Genomic DNA, 19,031 nt, shown 5'->3' with positions numbered 1-19,031 from the left:
GCGACTCCTGCGGGGGGAAGCGCGAATGGTGAGACCCCGCAGGAAAAGCCGTTACGGAGAACGGCTTTTGCGCCAAAAAGCGAAGCGTTTGGCAGCAGCCTTTGTTCCCGTAAAACATGTAGTTGGGAAATGTAGGATGCCTTAATTTCTGCAAAGTGCGCAGAAATACGGCAAATCGAACCCTTCGCTGTTCGATTGGCTCACCCGCGCCCCGCGGAAAGCGTCCGCCTGAAACGGAAAGCAACGGTTGGATATGTTCGTTTCTTTAGTTCATTTCATATAAGCAAACTGAGGGTGTTAAATGAGATTCGGTTTTGATATCGATGATACGTTGATCAATCTGAGGGAATATGCTTTTCATCTGTACAATAAAAAGCTGAACCAAAATGTGGAGATCGAATTGTTTCATGCTTTGGAGAGGGTTGAGATTCACGAGCTTTTTGGCATGACAGCCGAACAAGGCAGTGAGATGTGGGGCAATTCAATGGAAGAAATCTATTTCACCTCTTGTCCGCCTTACCCGGATGCAGTCGAAACTTTGCAGCGGCTTGCGAGGGAAGGGCATGAAATCTACTATATTACGGCAAGACCTGGAATACATGGCGAGCGAACGATGGAATGGATGATGGACAATGGATTTCCCGTTCGCCCGGATCGTTTTTTTTGTGGAATGAAAGATGAGGACAAGGTGCATATCATCAAAAAATTGGAACTGGACTATTACTTCGATGACAAACCCGCCGTTCTCGACACATTAAGGGACGGCACGTTACAAGTATTTGCGAAAAGCCAATCCTATAACAAACATCTGGACATTCCCCGGATTACAAGTTGGTCCGAACTATTCGAATTGCTGTAATTCCACGTAATATATAGAAGACATCTTTTTAAAGGTACTGCCGACTCGGTAACTTGCAGAACTCTATAAGTGCCACTTCCCCCAAAAATTCCGGGGAAGTGGTTTTTTTTTCGTCCTTTTTGAAGAGGATAGGTTTTCATTTAAAAAAGAGGAATGTCTGTGCTATATTGGAGGGAGGAAAGAAGGTGACGGGTTGATGCGAAGGAAGTACGGGAGACTTCGGAAAAAAGGGAATATGATCGTATTTCCAGGGACATATGAAATGCTTGTCGAAAAAGGATATACATACGTAGAGAGGGCGCAGTTCGACAAGGCGGTGGAAGCATTTGACCAAGCCGTCATTTATGAACCGGATTCCGTGGAGTTTCTTGGACCTTACGCAGTCGCCTTGTATGAGACGAAGGATTTCACCCGGGCAAAAGAAATGGCAAGCCGCTTGCTGCATAGCGGAACAGCCGATTATGTGGACGCGATGGAATTGTATTTGACGATCAGCATGCAATTGCAGGAATACGAGGAGGTGGAAATGACGATCGGGGCCTTGCTCGAGGAAGGGGCGGTCCCCCATGAGCTGATGAACAAGTTCCAGTATTTGCGGGAATTGAACGAGCGCCTCATGAAGCGTTATCCACCTGAAAGGGAGACGGATCCCGCACCGGTACCTTATTCGGTAGAGGAATTCCTGCATTGGGGTCGGGATGCCCAGCAGATGGCCTTGGCTTCCATGGAGGGGACCGAGGTGACGCATCTGATCCCTTTCCTCGTCGAAGTGGTGGAGCGGGAAGAAATGGCCCCCCTCGTCATCACATTTGCCCTCATACTTCTTCACCAGGCAGACTACGAAGGCGAAGTGACCGTTCGGAAGTACGGATCGGCGCGCACAATCATCCCTGCGCAACTCGACTTGCCGACGGAAGACGAGCAAACTGTGGAGATATTGCGCCAAATCGAGATGATGTTAATGAAAGACCCGTCCCAGCTTGAACTGGCAAAAGGGCTGATCAAAAAATATTCGTTTCTTGCATTTCCATTCGGTTGGGGGGATTTTCCACCGGAGGAAATTGCGTCGGCGTATAAATCCTATTTGGATTGGCTGTTTGATGGGGTGCCGTTAGCGGATAACGAGTTGGTTACGCGCATCAGGGCAGTCGACGAAGACTCGGAGTTCTAAAACTGCAAATCGGTTGAAGGAAATCTGTTGAAAGATGAAGAGACTGTGATATACTGAAATGGTTGTCAATGAGTATTAATCACGCCTCGGATGGCGTCTTGATTTTGAATAGTAAAGTCCATGACATCCGCCGGAGGCCATATCTGAATTTCAGTGGGTATATGAAAAACCGCTGAGCAGAAAATCGCTTGCATTCATCCTACCACTTACTAGAAGTGGGGATCTTCTACTGAATTCAGATATTCGTGAGAAAACATATTGTCTAAAATGATTCGGAGGTTTTTGGTTATGTCAGTTAAATGGGAAAAACAAGAAGGAAATAAAGGGACGCTCACTGTTGAAGTTGCAGCGGAAGAAGTCGACGCAGGTCTTGACAAAGCGTTTAAAAAAGTCGTGAAACAAGTCCAAGCGCCTGGATTCCGTAAAGGGAAAATGCCGCGCAAAATGTTCGAGAAAATGTACGGCGTAGAAGCTTTATACAATGATGCTCTTGATTTCATCCTTCCAGACGCGTATGCAAACGCAGTCGAGGAAGCCGATATCGAACCGATCGACCGTCCGGAAATCGACATCGAGCAAATGGAGAAAGGGAAATCCCTTATCTTCAAAGCAGTCGTTACATTGAAGCCGGAAGTGAAGCTAGGAGACTATAAAGGTCTGGAAGTGACACGCCAAAACACAGAAGTGACGGACGAAGAAATCGAAGAGCAGCTAAAAGACCGCCAGCAGGCTTTCGCTGAAATGATCGTCAAAGAAGATGGAGCAGTCGAAGATGGCGATACAGTCAACCTCGACTTTGAAGGTTTCGTCGACGGCGAAGCATTCGAAGGTGGAAAAGCCGAACAGTATGATCTTGCAATCGGTTCCGGTTCTTTCATCCCCGGGTTCGAAGAGCAATTGATCGGCTTGAAAACAGGTGAAGAAAAAGACGTTGAAGTAACTTTCCCTGAAGAATACCACGCCGCTGAGCTTGCTGGTAAACCAGCCGTCTTCAAAGTGAAAATCCACGAAATCAAATCGAAGGAACTACCAGAGCTAGATGATGAATTGGCGAAGGAAATCGATGAAGAAGTCGAAAACTTGGATGCACTTCGTGTGAAATTGAAAGAGAAAACGGTAGAAGAGAAAAAAGCGGCATCGGATACTTCTTTGCGCGATGATCTTGTGGAAGCGGCAGCGCGTAATGCGGAAGTCGATATCCCGGAAGTGATGGTGGAGACGGAAGTCAATCGCATGATGGACGAGTTTGCACAACGTCTTCAGATGCAAGGCATGAACCTTGACCTGTACTTCCAATTCTCAGGACAAGATGAAGAAGCCCTTCGTTCACAAATGCGCGATGACGCATTGCAACGTGTACGCGTATCCCTTACGCTGGAAGCGATCGGCAAAGCGGAGAACATCGAAGTGACTGAAGAAGAAATCAACGCAGAACTTCAAAAAATGTCAGAGCAATTCGGAATGGAAATCGACCAGATCAAAGCGACACTTGGTGGAACATCCATGCTTGAAAACGATCTTCGTTTCAGCAAAACAGTTGAGCTGCTAGTCGATAACGCCAAAATTACCGAATAAGCAAGTTTAGATAACAAGGTACGGAACACCGTGCCTTGTTTTTCATAGACAGGAAAATCATATACTCAGCAGAGATTATGGTTTGAATTTCTGCATAGTGTACAGAAGTACGGCAAATCGGATCCTTCGCGGTTCGATTCGGCGTAAGAGTTCGTATTAGTTGATAAAATGCAGGGAATCTTGTAAGATTGTCACTTGAATAGGGGTGAGCATAATGTTCAAATTTAACGATGAAAAAGATAACCTGAGCTGTTCTTTTTGCGGAAAATCCCAGGAACAGGTCCGTAAGCTGGTCGCTGGACAAGGCGTCTACATTTGTGATGAATGTGTTGAACTTTGTGCTGAAATCGTAGAAGAGGAAGTCGGGCTCGAAGAAGGATTCGAGTTGAAAGACGTTCCGAAACCGAAAGAGATACAAAGTATACTTGATGAATATCTGATCGGACAGGACCGCGCCAAGAAATCCCTTGCGGTTGCTGTTTATAACCACTATAAACGAATCAATTCCGGCAGTAAGATCGATGACGTGGAACTTTCCAAGTCCAATATCGTCTTGATCGGACCGACGGGTAGCGGTAAGACATTGCTGGCACAAACATTGGCGCGCATCTTGGATGTTCCATTCGCCATTGCGGATGCCACTTCATTGACGGAAGCCGGTTATGTCGGGGAAGATGTCGAGAACATCTTGTTGAAATTGATTCAAGCAGCGGATTATGATGTGGAGCGTGCTGAAAAAGGTATCATTTATATTGATGAGATTGATAAAGTGGCCCGCAAATCCGAAAATGCTTCCATCACACGGGATGTTTCTGGAGAAGGTGTGCAACAAGCCCTTCTGAAAATCCTGGAAGGGACTGTCGCAAGCGTTCCTCCGCAAGGCGGCCGCAAGCACCCTCATCAGGAATTCATCCAGATCGATACGACGAACATCCTGTTCATCGTCGGCGGCGCATTTGACGGCATCGAAGATATCATCAAACGCCGAATCGGGCAAAAGGTGATCGGTTTCGGCGCGGATCCAAATACTGTCGTTGAAACGGAATCCGTTCTTTCTAAATTGATTCCGGAAGATCTTCAACGGTACGGACTCATTCCGGAGTTCATCGGGCGTTTGCCGGTATTGGCTAGCTTGGAGCAGTTAAGCGAAGAGACTTTGTTCCAGATTCTCACCGTGCCTAAAAACGCAATCGTGAAACAATATCAAAAAATGTTGGAACTCGATGATGTGGCGCTTCGTTTTGAAGAAGACGCATTATTGGAAATCGCGAAAGAAGCCATTGAGCGGAAAACAGGTGCTCGCGGTTTGCGTTCCATCATTGAAAATATCATGCTTGATGTGATGTATGAGTTGCCATCGCTTGATGAAGTGACAGAATGTGTCATCACAAAAGAAGCCGTCCTGGGACAATCCGCTCCTATTTTGTATGGAGCCGACGGTAAACGGGTAGAGCTGGATCAGGAGAAAAATTCAGCATAAGGTGCTTGAAGGATGGAGCCGACTCCGAAGACACGCATGTTACGATGCGTTCATCGGTTGTCGGCTTTTTCCAACTAATAGATTAATCCAGAATGGACATACATATTATATGGAGGTGACGTTCGCATGCCAATTCAATTGAAGAAAAACATCCCTTTATTGCCTCTTCGTGGTTTGCTTGTCTACCCAACAATGGTTTTACATATTGATGTAGGCAGAGAGCGTTCCGTATTTGCTATTGAACACGCCATCGCTCAAGACAATCTCATTTTTTTGGCGACGCAAAAAGACATGAGCGATGAAAATCCGGAACCCGAAGACTTATACACAGTGGGGACGTTGGCTTTCGTCAAATCGATGACCCATTTGCCAAACGGGACATATCGCGTATTAATTGAAGGAATTGAACGGGGTGAATGGTCGAACTATGAGGAGGCGGACCTTTATCCTGTCGTGGAAGTGGAAAGCTCACCCGATAACGAGGAAGTGACCGCGGAAACCGAAGCCTTGATGCGCACTTTGTTATCCCATTTCAAGAAATTCACGAAAATCTCAAAAAAAATCAGCAATGAAACCTTCGAATCTGTTGCATCCATTAAAGAGCCCGGCCGTTTCGCGGATATGATCGCGTCCTATTTGCCGCTCAAAATGGCGGCGAAGCAAGAAGTGCTGGAATTGAGGGACGTCCATGACCGGCTCGAATGGCTCATCAAACGTCTGTACAACGAACAGGAAGTCCTCGTTCTGGAACGACGGATCAACGAACGCGTAAAAGAAGCGATGGAGAGGACGCAAAAGGAATTTTATTTACGGGAACAAATGAAAGCAATCCAGACGGAGCTTGGCGATAAGGACGGGAAAGGCCTGGAAGTGGCTGAGCTGAGCGAGCGGATCGAGGCGGCCAATATGCCGGAAGGTGTGAAAGAGACGGCTCTTCGTGAATTGGATCGTTATGAGAAAATACCTTCTGCTGCAGCTGAAAGTGGAATTATCCGAAGCTATATCGACTGGCTCGTCACCTTGCCATGGTCTGTCGCTTCCAAAGATCAGCTGGACATCAAGCGGTCGGAGGAAATATTGAACCGGGACCATGAAGGCCTGGAATCCGTCAAGGAACGGGTGCTGGAATATTTGGCGGTCCGTCAATTGACGAACTCCTTGCGTGGTCCGATTCTTTGCCTTGACGGACCTCCAGGGGTCGGAAAAACATCCTTGGCCCGTTCCATAGCTGAATCATTAGGTCGGAAGTTCGTTCGGATATCATTGGGCGGCGTCCGGGACGAGTCGGAAATTCGAGGCCACCGAAGAACATACGTTGGTGCTATGCCAGGCCGGATCATTCAAGGGATGAAAAAAGCCGGTACGATCAACCCTGTCTTTTTATTGGATGAAATCGACAAGATGTCCAATGACTTCCGTGGAGATCCTTCCTCCGCAATGCTGGAAGTATTGGATCCGGAACAGAACAGCACATTCAGCGATCATTATATCGAGGAGCCATATAACTTATCCAATGTGCTTTTCGTTGCGACTTCCAATGATTTGAGCGCTATTCCAGGTCCATTGCGTGATCGGATGGAGGTCATTTCCATTGCCGGATACACGGAAATTGAAAAGCAGTCGATTGCGCTGAATCATTTGATTCCAAAACAATTGAAAGAGCACGGCTTGACGAAGTCGCAAGTCCGATTCAATGACGAAGCGATTCTGGATATTATCCGGTTTTACACGCGGGAGGCGGGAGTACGGGGCTTGGAGCGGGAAATTGCAGGGATTTGCCGAAAAGCTGCCAAGCAGATCGTCACCGGTGAAAAGAAAAGCATCACCGTAAGCCCGCGCACGTTGGAATCGTTGATCGGGAAGAAGAAGTTCAGATATGGCCAAGCTGAACGGGTGAATCAAATTGGTGCGGCCACCGGGCTTGCTTATACACAGGTCGGCGGTGACACGTTGCAGATCGAGGTTTCACTTTCGCCTGGAAAAGGTAAGTTGATCCTAACTGGGAAATTGGGCGATGTCATGAAGGAATCCGCCCAAACCGCCCTTTCTTACGTCCGATCCAAGTCGGAAGAATTCAAGATCGACAGTGATTTCACCGAAACATGTGATATCCATATCCATGTACCGGAGGGAGCCATTCCGAAAGACGGCCCTTCAGCAGGTGTGACGATTGCGACAGCCCTCGTTTCGGCATTGACGAAAAGACCTGTGAAACGGGAAGTCGGGATGACAGGGGAAATCACTCTTCGCGGCCGCGTGCTGCCGATAGGCGGTGTAAAAGAGAAGACGCTCAGTGCGCATCGTGCCGGCTTGAAGACCATTATTTTACCAAGTGAAAATGAACGGGATATTGAAGATATCCCTGAAAGTGTGCGGAATGAATTGACTTTTAAATTGGTTTCGGATGCAGAAGAGGTTCTTGAAATTGCATTGGAGGCGAAATGATGAAAGTCAATAACGTGGAAATGATTATGAGTGCCGTGAAACCGGAACAATATCCGACGGAAGGCTATCCGGAATTTGCGTTGGCAGGACGCTCAAATGTCGGGAAATCATCATTTATCAATAAGATGATCGGGCGTAAAAGTTTGGCGCGTACGTCCTCAAAACCGGGGAAGACCCAGACTTTGAATTTTTATAAAATAGAGGAACAGCTTTTTTTCGTCGACGTTCCCGGCTATGGATATGCCAAAGTTTCCAAATCGGAGCGGGAGGCATGGGGCAAGATGATCGAGCGCTACTTGACAGGACGCGAAGAATTGAAAGCCGTCGTGCAAATCGTCGATCTTCGGCACCCGCCTTCAGCTGATGATTGCACGATGTATGATTTTCTTGTCCATTATAATATCCCGGCCATCATTATAGCGACGAAGGCCGATAAAATCCCGCGAGGAAAATGGGAAAAACATAAGAAAATCGTTAAGGAAAAACTCGAGATGCGGAAGGGCGATCCATTGATCATCTTTTCATCGGAAAAAGGGATCGGTGTAGAAGATGCTTGGAGAGAAATCGAGACCCGCATGGAATGAACGAATTCCGTTTCGAAAAGGGAGCGCCTAATTCATAGGTTGTTCACAATCCCGTAAAGAAATGGGCCGGAAGTATGGTATAATGTATCCATGAATAAGAATGTGAGAGGTGTGAACACCCGATGCATACAATCGTAGTCGGTGTCAATCACCGGACAGCACCCGTGGAAATCAGGGAAAGATTTTCGTTTGCGGAAGAGGAATTGTCCCAAGCGATGCAAACATTACAGCAACAAAAAAGTATATTGGAAAACATCATCATTTCGACATGTAATCGTACCGAAATATATGCGGTAGTCGACCAGATCCATACAGGACGCTATTATGTGAAACGGTTCTTGGCGGATTGGTTTGGCGAGCCATTGGAATCCTTTTCATCCCACCTGGTCATCCGGGAGAATGATGGAGCCGTCGAGCATCTGATGAGAGTTGCGGCCGGCATTGATTCGATGGTATTGGGTGAAACACAGATTCTTGGGCAAGTCCGCTCCAGCTTCCTGCAAGGCCAGGAAATCGGAACGACGGGAACAATCTTCAATGAATTGTTCAAGCAAACCGTTACGTTTGCGAAACGGGCCCATACCGAAACGGCAATTGGTGAAAATGCAGTCTCCGTTTCTTACGCGGCAGTTGAGCTTGGAAAGAAAATTTTCGGATCATTGGATCGCAAACATATCGCCATCCTGGGAGCCGGGAAGATGGGTGAATTGGCGATCAAAAACCTGCATGGCAGCGGAGTGGGAAAAGTTACGGTCGTCAACCGCACCCTTTCCAAAGCGGAAGAATTGGCAAGCCAATTCAACGGGGTAGCCAAATCGATGCAGGAACTGCAATGCACGTTGCTGGAAGCTGATATTCTCATCAGTTCTACCGGAGCAAGCGATTTTGTCATTGATTTTGAGTTGATGCAATATGTGGAGAAACTGCGGAAAGGGAAGCCGATTTTCTTGGTCGATATTGCGGTTCCCCGCGACTTGGACCCTCGGATCGGGGACCTGCCGAATGTTTTCCTTTACGATATCGATGATTTGCAAGACATCGTGGAAGCGAATCTGGCAGAACGGAAACGCGCTGCAGAGGAAATCGGCATCATGATCGAAAAAGAGATCCATGAGTTCAAAGATTGGGTCGCTACGCTTGGTGTCGTACCTGTCATTTCCGCTCTTCGTCAAAAAGCGAATCGGATCCAATCGGAAACGATGGCCAGTATTTTGAACAAGATGCCGGAATTGACGGAACGTGAAAAGAAAGTATTAAGCAAACATACAAAATCGATTGTCAACCAATTGCTGAAAGAGCCGATCCTGCAAGTGAAAGAATTGGCGACGGACAAAAAAGCAGCTGAAAAGTTGGAGTTGTTCCAACAAATTTTCGGCATTGATGAAGATGTCGAGAAAGAAAAAGAACTGCTTGCACGGCAAGCGAAAGAGCGGCTGAGGGTCAGGGCAGAAAAAAATGCTGCAGCACAACCCGTTTTCTAAAATGTTGGTCAGTAGGGATGTTTCTGCTAAACTTAAGTTGTGCAGAAACACCCTTTTTCTTATGGTTTGAAACAGGGACGGTCCTGTTGGGCTGAAATGAAGAGAAACGAAACTTTCGCGTTTCGAGAATCGTTCTTTACTTATGCAAGGAGTATAGAGGTTAAGGAAATCGAACCTTTGGCTGTGCCTTAATTTCTGCAAAGTGCGTAGGAATCGGGAAATCGAATCGTTGGCTGTGCCTTAATTTTTGCAAAGTGCGCAGAAATACGGCAAATCGAACCCTTCACAGTTCGATTCTTAATTGATTTGGAAAGGCAGTGGGGTCATCTTGGCAGAGATTACGATGGCGAGGCTGCAGGAAATGATGGTCGTTTTGTATGCTGTGGGCCTGGTCTTTTACTTTATTGACTATTTGAATAAGGATAAAGTGGCACATCGTAGTGCATTTTGGATTGTCATGACCGTCTATGTATTGCAGTCGACCTATCTTGTCGTGAAAATAATCGAGACTCAACAATTCCCAGTTCTTTCCCTAGTAGAAGGTATTTATTTTTACGTATGGCTCTTGATCACATTATCGATCGTCCTGCATCTTACTTATAAAGTGGGGCATGCGGTCTTTTTCTTGAATGTCTTGGCATTCACTTTTATGACAATCCATACCTTTGCTTCCGATCAGCAATCTCAATCCCCGATTGGTGAAGCGCTCATTTCGGAATTATTATTCATCCATGTCACCTTCGCAATCCTGTCCTATGCAGCATTCGCGATGTCTTTCGTTTTTGCAATCCTCTATTTGCTAGTTTATAAAATATTGAAAAAGAAGAAATGGTCCAAGCAATTCAGTCGACTCCCATCATTGCATCAAGCTATCATTGGAATGAAGTCAGCCCTTTACACGGGGATTCCCATCCTGCTCGTCAGTCTCATTTTAGGGGTCCGCTGGGCATCCGTCGCTTTGGAAGAGTGGAACATCTTCGATATGAAAATCATCGGTTCGTTCTTCTTAATTGTCATTTATGGAGTGGTATTGTATCTCAACCGGAGTGGTAGACTGACCTCAAATGACTTTGCCTGGGCGAATATCATCGCTTTTCTATTTGTCATCGTCAATTTCTTTTTAGGAAGCAAACTCTCGCAATTCCATTTTTGGATGTAAGGAAGGAAGATTGTATTGAGAAAAATTATTGTTGGTTCCCGTAGAAGTAAACTTGCGTTAACCCAGACCAATTGGTTCATCGATCAAATGAAAGCCGCTGGTGCGCCATTTGAGTTTGAAGTGAAGGAAATCGTCACGAAAGGGGACCAGATTCTGGACGTCATGCTATCGAAAGTTGGCGGAAAAGGACTTTTCGTCAAGGAAATCGAGCAAGCTCTCTATGATAAGGAAATCGATTTTGCTGTTCATAGTATGAAAGATATGCCGGCCGTTTTGCCGGAAGGACTGACGATCGGCTGCATTCCTCCGCGGGAAGATGCACGTGATGCATTCCTATCCAATGATCATGTGAAATTCATGGATTTGCCGATCGGCGCTGTCGTCGGAACGTCCAGCTTGCGCAGAAGTTCCCAACTTCTTTTGTTGCGTCCCGATCTGGAAATCAAATGGATTCGTGGGAATATCGATACCCGTTTAAGAAAGATGCAGGACGGAGAATATGATGCTATCTTGCTCGCCGCAGCCGGGATGAAACGGATGGGGTGGAGCGAGGATCTGATTACGGAATTCATGGATGCCAGCGACTGCATCCCAGCGGTCGGCCAAGGCGCACTTGCCATCGAATGCCGTGCTGATGATGAGGAACTGCTTGCCGAGCTTTCCCGCCTGACAGATGAAAAGACGTGGAAGGAAGTCGAAGCGGAGCGGGTATTCCTATCCGAGATGGATGGTTCCTGCCAAGTTCCGATTGCAGGGTTCGCGAAATTTGATGGCCAAGAAACCGAATTGACCGGATATATCGCCTCCCCGGATGCGTTGGAAGTGTTCAAGACGACTGTACGGGATGCAGATCCGGTCAAAGCCGGGAAGGAAGTCGCCCGGATTCTACGCGAGGAAGGCGCCGCTGAAGTGATCGAGAAAGTGAAGGCGGAGATGGATGCGTAACGGAAAGCCATTGGAAGGGGAGCTCGTCATCTTCACGGGGACGCCGAAGTCATTGGAAGTGCTCGATCAGGTGAGACAGTATGGCGGAACCCCGGCCTCCTTTCCTTTGATTCAAGTCGAAGAAATACTGGAACCGACGGACGAACTGCGGTTGAATGCCTGTCCTTTGTATGATTGGCTCATCTTCACGAGCCAGAGTGCCGTTGCGGCGTTCGGTGCCAAAATGGAAAGACATTCGATCTCTTCGGAGTCCATTCCCGGGAAAATCGGGGCGGTCGGAAGCCGGACAGCGGCGGCATTGGAAAAGCTCGGATTTACGGTTGATTTCATCCCGACGGTCTTCAGTGCGGATGTGTTCGTCAAGCAGTTCAACCCGTCCGAGACAGAGGCTAGGCGGCTGCTTTTTCTGCGCGGTTCGATGGCGAGCGGGACAATCAAGGATGAATTGCCTTTCGATGTGGATGAATGGACCGTTTATTCAACAGAACCGACAGTTGAATCGGTCAATGGTTTGGTGGATGCTTTGCAGCAGGATGTGCCGAAAAACGTCCTATTTGCGAGCCCATCCGCAGTCGAGGTATTTGCCAGGGAAATCGTACCCCGCATCGGATGGGAAGGCTATACAATCGGCGCCATCGGACATGTGACGGAAACAGCGCTTGAGGAAGCGGGCGCGACTGTCCATGTCAGGCCCGATACATATACATTATTGGATCTCGTCAAGGAATTGGCGAAACGAAAGGAAGTTGACTGATGACGAATTTAGAATTCAGACGGAACCGGCGGCTGCGCAGTTCCAAGACGCTTCGGGCAATGGTGCAGGAAACCGTTTTGCGGAAGGAAGACTTCATTTATCCGATTTTCGTCGTGGAAGGAGAGAATGTGAAAAACCCTGTCGCTTCCATGCCGGGCGTGTTCCAGTTTTCGATGGATCAATTGGGAACGGAAATCGACGAGGTCGTCTCCTTAGGTATCCCATCTGTCATATTGTTCGGTGTTCCCGCTGAAAAAGATGCCGTCGGATCAGGAGCTTATCACGATGAAGGCATCGTGCAGCAGGCGACCCGCTTCGTAAAAGAACGCCATCCCGAATTGATTGTCATTGCGGATACTTGCTTATGCGAATATACCGACCATGGCCATTGCGGCGTCGTGGAAGGGGAAAAGGTTCTCAATGATCCGTCCTTGGAACTGTTAGTGCGTACAGCGGTGAGCCAGGCCAAAGCAGGCGCCGATATTATCGCACCATCCAATATGATGGATGGATTTGTTGTGGCGATCCGAAAAGGGTTGGATGAAGCAGGTTTCATCGACATTCCGATCATGTCCTACGCAGTCAAATACGCATCGGCTTATTACGGGCCATTCCGGGATGCAGCGGATTCGACTCCGCAATTCGGAGACCGGAAGACGTATCAGATGGACCCGGCGAACCGTTTGGAAGCCATGCGCGAGGCGGAATCGGATGTGGAAGAAGGCGCTGATTTCCTCATAGTCAAACCGGCTCTGTCCTATCTTGATATTATGCGTGACGTGAAAAATTCCGTACTGTTGCCGGTTGTCGCATACAATGTAAGCGGCGAATACGCCATGGTGAAAGCTGCGGCTATCAACGGCTGGGTGGAAGAGAAGAAGATCGTTTTGGAGACATTGACAAGTATGAAGCGTGCAGGGGCGGATCTCATTATGACATACCATGCCAAAGACGCAGCACGCTGGCTGGAGGAGAACTAATTGGGAAATCGTTATGAAAAATCGAAGCAGGCTTTTGCAGAGGCTGTGAATTTATTGCCCGGCGGAGTCAACTCGCCGGTCCGTGCATTCAAATCGGTGAATATGGATCCGATTTTCATGCAAAGCGGGAAAGGTGCCATCATTACGGATATCGATGGAAATGAATACATCGATTACGTCCTTTCCTGGGGACCCCTTATTTTAGGGCATACCGATCCGGACGTTGTGGCAGGCATTCAACGAGTAGCGGAGACGGGGGCAAGCTTTGGTGCGCCAACCTTGGTGGAAAATGAACTCGCTCAACTCGTCATCGAACGTGTACCATCGATTGAAATGGTCCGCATGGTATCTTCCGGGACGGAAGCGACGATGAGTGCGTTGCGCTTGGCTCGAGGATACACAGGGCGCAATAAAATCTTGAAATTCGAAGGGTGCTACCATGGTCACGGGGATTCCTTGCTTATCAAAGCGGGATCTGGCGTGGCAACATTGGGTCTCCCGGATAGCCCAGGCGTTCCTGAAGGCATCGCAAAGAACACCATTACAGTCGCATATAATGATATGGAAAGCGTTCAAGCGGTCTTCGAGCAATTCGGGGATGACTTGGCGGGTGTCATCGTGGAACCTGTAGCAGGGAATATGGGGGTTGTTCCTCCAGAGCCTGGTTTCTTGGAAGGGTTACGTGAATTGACGGAGAAAAATGGCACGCTTCTCATTTTTGATGAAGTGATGACCGGCTTCCGCGTCGGCTACAACTGTGCGCAAGGCTATTTCGGCGTCACGCCGGATCTGACTTGCCTTGGGAAAGTGATCGGCGGCGGACTTCCGGTTGGCGCATACGGCGGCAAACGAGAAATCATGGAGAACATCGCGCCGGCGGGTTCCGTTTACCAAGCGGGGACGTTATCCGGAAATCCGCTTGCCATGACAGCAGGAATTGAAACATTAAAGAAGCTGACACCGGCTTCTTACGAATATTTCATGAAACTTGGCGATCAGCTGGAATCCGGCTTCCGCGAAGCGGCGACGAAATACAATATTCCGCATACCGTCAATCGTGCAGGTTCGATGATCGGCTTCTTCTTCACGAATGAGAAAGTGTCCGATTATGACAAAGCCAAATCATCGGACTTGGAATTGTTCGCAGAATATTACCGTCTGATGGCGGAAGAAGGCATCTTCTTGCCACCATCCCAGTTCGAGGGTATGTTCCTGTCAACCGCTCATACGGAAGCGCATATCGCCAAAACCGTGGAAGCATTCCATAAAGTGTTCGAGCAGTTGGCGAGATGATAAACAACAGCCAATCGAACAGCGAAGGGTTCGATTTGCCGTATTTCTGCGCCTTTTGCAGAAATTAAGGCACTCGCAGGAAGCGGCGAATTTAGACAGCCATCCTTTTTTAGAAGAGGATGGCTGTTTTTTGGGTTCTATGATACCTGGGTGCCAGTTCCTACCCCACAACCTTTCTTCTATTGTCCCTCGATGCCGCATACAATAATCAGTGAATGAAAAGAGGAGGGACGAGGATGGACAAAAAAAAATGGACGATGCAGGAGAACTTTATTTTTCCAACGGAAGCAGGGATGCCGGCGGAGGCAGTCTCGTTGCGGGTGACACCCGGATTCATGGAAGAACGGACAGAACAGGCGGTCCGTCTGTCGGGAATTTATCATATCGCCGCTGAAATCCTCTTTACGGAAGAGGGACCTGCCGGGGAACTGGAAGAGCCGGATACAGCGGTCTTGATCGAAGATGTCGAGATGGACGGGAATCGGGGTTATTTTGAATATGCGGTGCCGCTTCATATCGATTTGCCGGCGGAAGCGAAGAGCCCCATCCATGTAACAGCGATGCGGGAGCGGAGTGAAGAGGACGGACAAGGCTCGATCAGTATTGTCTGGGATGTCGAATGTGAATTTAATGAGGCGGTTGCCGAGGCAGTTGAATCCTCTTCATTCCGGCAGTTTGCGGAAACCGTGGAAACTCCGGAAGTCGTTCACCTGACGGAGGAGGAAGAGCCTGTCCCATCCCCGGTCGTCCTCGAGGAGGAAGTACAGGAGGAAGAGGCTGTCGCTGAGGAGCCTGTCGCCCAAGAAGAGACAGCTACCGCGATGGCGGAATCAATGAATGACAGCACCTCGTACCAAGGATCGGATGAAGCCCTGTCATTCATTGCAGGATTGAAGGACGAATACTCGACGACCCTTTTCCGGTTAAATGATATTTTTATAAAACAGAAAGGCTAATCCGGCCAATCCGCATAAGAGCAGAAAGTCGCCTGTCGTCGGGACGATCAGCAGCCGGATCAGTTGGAATACGCAGATCGGAATGATGACCCCTTTGCAATAAAATCTGGTCTTTCGTAGCCAGGGGGGCAATAGGTACGGATTATACCCTTTTCGCATCACACCATCCTTTCATCTTTATTCAGTGCATACTTGACGTACCTGGCCCGCTTCCGTACAATGGATGTAACTGCATATCATTGCGAGGAACGGGAGAGTACGCAATAGGGTTTAGCCAAAGAGAGGGCGCCGGTGGTGAGAGGGCCTGTAGACCGATTGCCGAATGTCACCCGCGAGCAGTTTCCGTGAAACAGGTTGGAGTAGCGGAAACCGGTTTGAAGCCGTTATCCAAGAGTGAGGTGTACTTTTTCAGTACACGAACTAAAGGTGGTACCGCGAATTGACTCCTTCGTCCTTTTTGAGGCGAATGGAGTTTTTTTATTTTCTCAGCGGTGTTGAGAGGAAAATGGGTTAGTGTCCTGTTCTGTGGGTGTCCAACACCCGCCGAATTAAGATAGCCTCCGGCGGAAGTCATAGAATTTGAATGACGCCGGAATGTAATTGATTTACCTAAAGGAGGAACAACAAATGGCAAATGATGAATTGACGATGCCGACCAAATATGATCCCCAGTCGATCGAAGCAGGTCGCTATGAATGGTGGCTCCAAGGCAAGTTTTTCGAGGCGCAGCCGGATAGTGGAAAGGAACCGTACACGATTGTAATTCCTCCTCCGAATGTCACCGGGAAACTTCATCTCGGGCACGCATGGGATACGACATTGCAAGATATCCTCATCCGGATGAAGCGGATGCAGGGGTACGATGCGCTCTGGTTGCCAGGAATGGACCATGCAGGCATTGCGACGCAAGCGAAAGTCGAAGAAAAATTGCGTTCGGAAGGCAAGACCCGCTATGATCTCGGCCGGGAAAAATTCCTGGAAGAGACGTGGAAATGGAAAGAGGAATATGCAAGCCATATCCGCGAGCAATGGGCGAAACTGGGCCTCGGCCTCGACTATTCCCGTGAGCGTTTCACGTTGGACGAAGGTCTATCGCGCGCAGTCCGGGAAGTATTCGTCAAGATGTATGAAAAAGGATATATTTACCGAGGCGAATACATCATCAACTGGGACCCCGCTACGAAAACGGCGCTTTCCGATATCGAAGTTATCCATAAAGATGTGCAGGGTGCATTCTATCATATGCGCTACCCACTCGCCGACGGCACGGACAGCATCGAAATTGCGACAACCCGTCCGGAAACGATGCTCGGCGATACGGCGGTTGCTGTTCATCCGGAAGATGAGCGATATAAGCATTTGATTGGGAAAACAGTCAAATTGCCGATTGTCGGCCGGGAAATCCCGATTGTAGCGGATGATTACGTCGATATGGAATTCGGAAGCGGAGCGGTGAAAATCACGCCGGCCCATGATCCGAACGACTTCGAGATCGGCAATCGCCATAATCTGCCTCGCGTCCTTGTCATGAATGAGGACGGTACGATGAATAAACTCGCCGGCAAATACGAAGGGATGGATCGTTTCGAATGCCGGAAGCAGATTGTGAAAGATTTGCAAGAGATGGACGTTTTATTCCAAATCGAAGATCACTTGCATTCGGTCGGCCATTCGGAGCGTAGCGGCGCGGTTGTCGAACCGTATCTGTCGACGCAATGGTTTGTCAAAATGCAGCCGCTCGCCGACGAAGCGATCAAATTGCAGCAAGGCGCAGGGAAGGTCCACTTCGTACCGGAACGCTTTGAGAAGACGTACTTGAATTGGATGGAAAATATCCACGATTGGTGTATTTCCCGTCAACTCTGGTGGGGTCACCGCATCCCGGCTTGGTACCATAACGAAACGGGTGAAGTGTACGTCGGTCATGAAGCGCCGGCGGATAGTGAAAACTGGACACAAGATAACGACGTACTCGACACTTGGTTCTCCTCCGCGCTTTGGCCTTTCTCGACGATGGGCTGGCCGGATGCCGACAATGAGGAATTCAAGCGTTATTACCCGACAGATGCCCTTGTTACAGGATATGATATCATTTTCTTCTGGGTGTCCCGGATGATTTTCCAAGGTCTCGAATTCACGGACAAGCGCCCATTTGATGACGTGCTCATCCACGGCCTCGTCCGCGCGGAAGATGGGCGGAAAATGTCGAAATCGCTAGGCAATGGGGTCGACCCGATGGATGTCATCGACCAATACGGTGCCGATGCCCTCCGTTATTTCCTGTCGACCGGATCATCGCCAGGTCAAGACCTCCGTTTTTCCAATGAAAAAGTGGAGGCTGTCTGGAACTTTGCGAATAAAATCTGGAACGCATCTCGTTTTGCGTTGATGAATATGGATGGCATGACCTATGCGGAAATCGACTTGTCTGGTGAAAAATCCGTAGCGGACGCCTGGATTTTGACCCGTCTGAATGAAACGATCGAACAAGTGACGAAACTGGCTGATAAATACGAGTTCGGTGAAGTGGGCCGCGCGTTGTATAACTTCATCTGGGACGATTTCTGCGATTGGTATATCGAGATGTCCAAATTGCCGTTGTATGGGGAAGATGAAGCGGCTAAGAAAATGACGCGCTCCGTCTTGGCTCATGTATTGGACAATACGATGCGCCTGCTGCATCCGTTCATGCCGTTCATCACGGAAGAAATCTGGCAGAACTTGCCGCATGAAGGTGAATCCATTACAGTGGCTGCTTGGCCGGTTGCGGATCCGGCATTATCCGACAAATCCCGCGCAACCGACATGAAGCTTCTCATGGACATCATCCGGTCTGTCCGAAATATCCGTTCGGAAGTGAACACGCCGCTGAGCAAGAAAGTGCCGCTCTATATTTCCGCAAAAGACGATGCGACAGCCGGCGTGCTGGAAACGAACCGGAAATACATCGAACGGTTCTGCAACCCGGAAACGTTGACGATTGGAAAAGACATTGCAGCTCCAGGCAAATCGATGTCCGCCGTCGTTACAGGAGCGGAATTGTTCCTGCCGCTCGAAGGATTGTTGGACATCGAAGAAGAACTCGCCCGCTTGACGAAAGAACTGGCGAAATGGGACAGCGAAGTGAAACGGGTCCAAGGCAAACTGTCCAATGAACGTTTCATGTCCAAAGCACCTGAAAAAGTCGTCGCGGAAGAACGCGTGAAAGAAAAGGACTATCTAGAAAAATACGCTGCCGTCGAGCGCCGTATGCAGGAATTGAAAGAAATTTAACATAGCACACCCCTTTCCATGGCAGTGGGAAGGGGTGTGTTTTTATTTTTATGGAGATTCGGCTTCTTTGGGGCGG

General features: G+C 48.6%; 15 protein-coding genes and 1 other annotated feature. Of the genes, 14 read left to right on the top strand and 1 reads right to left on the bottom strand.

All coding sequences use genetic code 11. The features are described from left to right. Window positions 1–301: 301 nt before the first annotated feature. The 13 genes from OXB_RS15680 (at window position 302) to OXB_RS15620 (ending at window position 15,682) form a co-directional block, all read left to right on the top strand. Window positions 302–859, top strand: a complete 558-nt coding sequence (locus OXB_RS15680; RefSeq protein ID WP_041075370.1) for a 5' nucleotidase, NT5C type — start codon at window positions 302–304, stop codon at window positions 857–859. Between the two features lie 196 nt (window positions 860–1,055). Then, window positions 1,056–2,030: a tetratricopeptide repeat protein gene (locus tag OXB_RS15675; protein WP_041075369.1), complete on the top strand. Its 975-nt coding sequence runs from the start codon at window positions 1,056–1,058 to the stop codon at window positions 2,028–2,030. 288 nt (window positions 2,031–2,318) lie between these two features. Next, window positions 2,319–3,605: a trigger factor gene (gene tig, locus OXB_RS15670; protein ID WP_041075368.1), complete on the top strand. Its 1,287-nt coding sequence runs from the start codon at window positions 2,319–2,321 to the stop codon at window positions 3,603–3,605. Between the two features lie 214 nt (window positions 3,606–3,819). Then, window positions 3,820–5,085, top strand: coding sequence for an ATP-dependent protease ATP-binding subunit ClpX (gene clpX / locus OXB_RS15665; protein ID WP_041075367.1), 1,266 nt, complete (start codon window positions 3,820–3,822; stop codon window positions 5,083–5,085). Window positions 5,086–5,211: 126 nt separating this feature from the next. Next, window positions 5,212–7,530, top strand: coding sequence for an endopeptidase La (gene lon / locus OXB_RS15660; RefSeq protein WP_041075366.1), 2,319 nt, complete (start codon window positions 5,212–5,214; stop codon window positions 7,528–7,530). After that, entirely contained in the window at window positions 7,530–8,114 is a 585-nt protein-coding gene (yihA, locus tag OXB_RS15655) for a ribosome biogenesis GTP-binding protein YihA/YsxC (RefSeq protein WP_041075365.1), read from the top strand. The genes lon and yihA overlap by 1 nt, the downstream gene beginning before the upstream one ends. 122 nt (window positions 8,115–8,236) lie before the next feature. After that, complete coding sequence (gene hemA, locus OXB_RS15650) at window positions 8,237–9,595, top strand: glutamyl-tRNA reductase (protein ID WP_041075364.1); 1,359 nt, start codon at window positions 8,237–8,239, stop codon at window positions 9,593–9,595. 328 nt (window positions 9,596–9,923) lie between these two features. Continuing rightward, window positions 9,924–10,754 carry a cytochrome c biogenesis protein gene (locus OXB_RS15645; RefSeq protein WP_041075363.1) on the top strand — a complete coding sequence of 277 codons (831 nt, stop codon included), beginning with the start codon at window positions 9,924–9,926 and terminating at the stop codon, window positions 10,752–10,754. A gap of 15 nt (window positions 10,755–10,769) precedes the next feature. Beyond that, entirely contained in the window at window positions 10,770–11,699 is a 930-nt protein-coding gene (gene hemC / locus OXB_RS15640) for a hydroxymethylbilane synthase (RefSeq protein WP_041075362.1), read from the top strand. After that, the gene (locus OXB_RS15635; protein WP_041075361.1) at window positions 11,692–12,453 is read left to right on the top strand and encodes a uroporphyrinogen-III synthase; all 762 of its coding nucleotides are present in this window, start codon (window positions 11,692–11,694) and stop codon (window positions 12,451–12,453) included. The genes hemC and OXB_RS15635 overlap by 8 nt, the downstream gene beginning before the upstream one ends. After that, a complete protein-coding gene (gene hemB, locus OXB_RS15630) occupies window positions 12,453–13,433 on the top strand; it encodes a porphobilinogen synthase (RefSeq protein ID WP_041075360.1) in 981 nt (326 codons plus the stop codon). Before OXB_RS15635 ends, hemB begins: the two co-directional genes overlap by 1 nt. Beyond that, a complete protein-coding gene (gene hemL, locus OXB_RS15625) occupies window positions 13,434–14,726 on the top strand; it encodes a glutamate-1-semialdehyde 2,1-aminomutase (protein WP_041075359.1) in 1,293 nt (430 codons plus the stop codon). Window positions 14,727–14,962: 236 nt separating this feature from the next. Then, entirely contained in the window at window positions 14,963–15,682 is a 720-nt protein-coding gene (locus tag OXB_RS15620; protein ID WP_041075358.1) for a hypothetical protein, read from the top strand. On the opposite strand, the gene OXB_RS18515 is transcribed toward OXB_RS15620, so the two are convergent. After that, a complete protein-coding gene (locus OXB_RS18515; RefSeq protein WP_084212506.1) occupies window positions 15,650–15,841 on the bottom strand; it encodes a hypothetical protein in 192 nt (63 codons plus the stop codon). The two genes, OXB_RS15620 and OXB_RS18515, sit on opposite strands and share 33 nt — an antisense overlap. A gap of 76 nt (window positions 15,842–15,917) precedes the next feature. Then, window positions 15,918–16,141: a binding site (T-box leader), on the top strand. Window positions 16,142–16,309: 168 nt separating this feature from the next. Here OXB_RS18515 and OXB_RS15615 point away from each other — a divergent pair. Further along, complete coding sequence (locus OXB_RS15615; protein WP_041075357.1) at window positions 16,310–18,955, top strand: valine--tRNA ligase; 2,646 nt, start codon at window positions 16,310–16,312, stop codon at window positions 18,953–18,955. Window positions 18,956–19,031 lie beyond the last annotated feature (76 nt).

Origin of the sequence: Bacillus sp. OxB-1 (genome assembly GCF_000829195.1) — a bacterium.
Taxonomy (GTDB): domain Bacteria; phylum Bacillota; class Bacilli; order Bacillales_A; family Planococcaceae; genus Sporosarcina.
The sequence above is the reverse complement of the archived record's forward strand: the minus strand, read 5'-3'. Positions and strand labels throughout refer to the sequence as shown.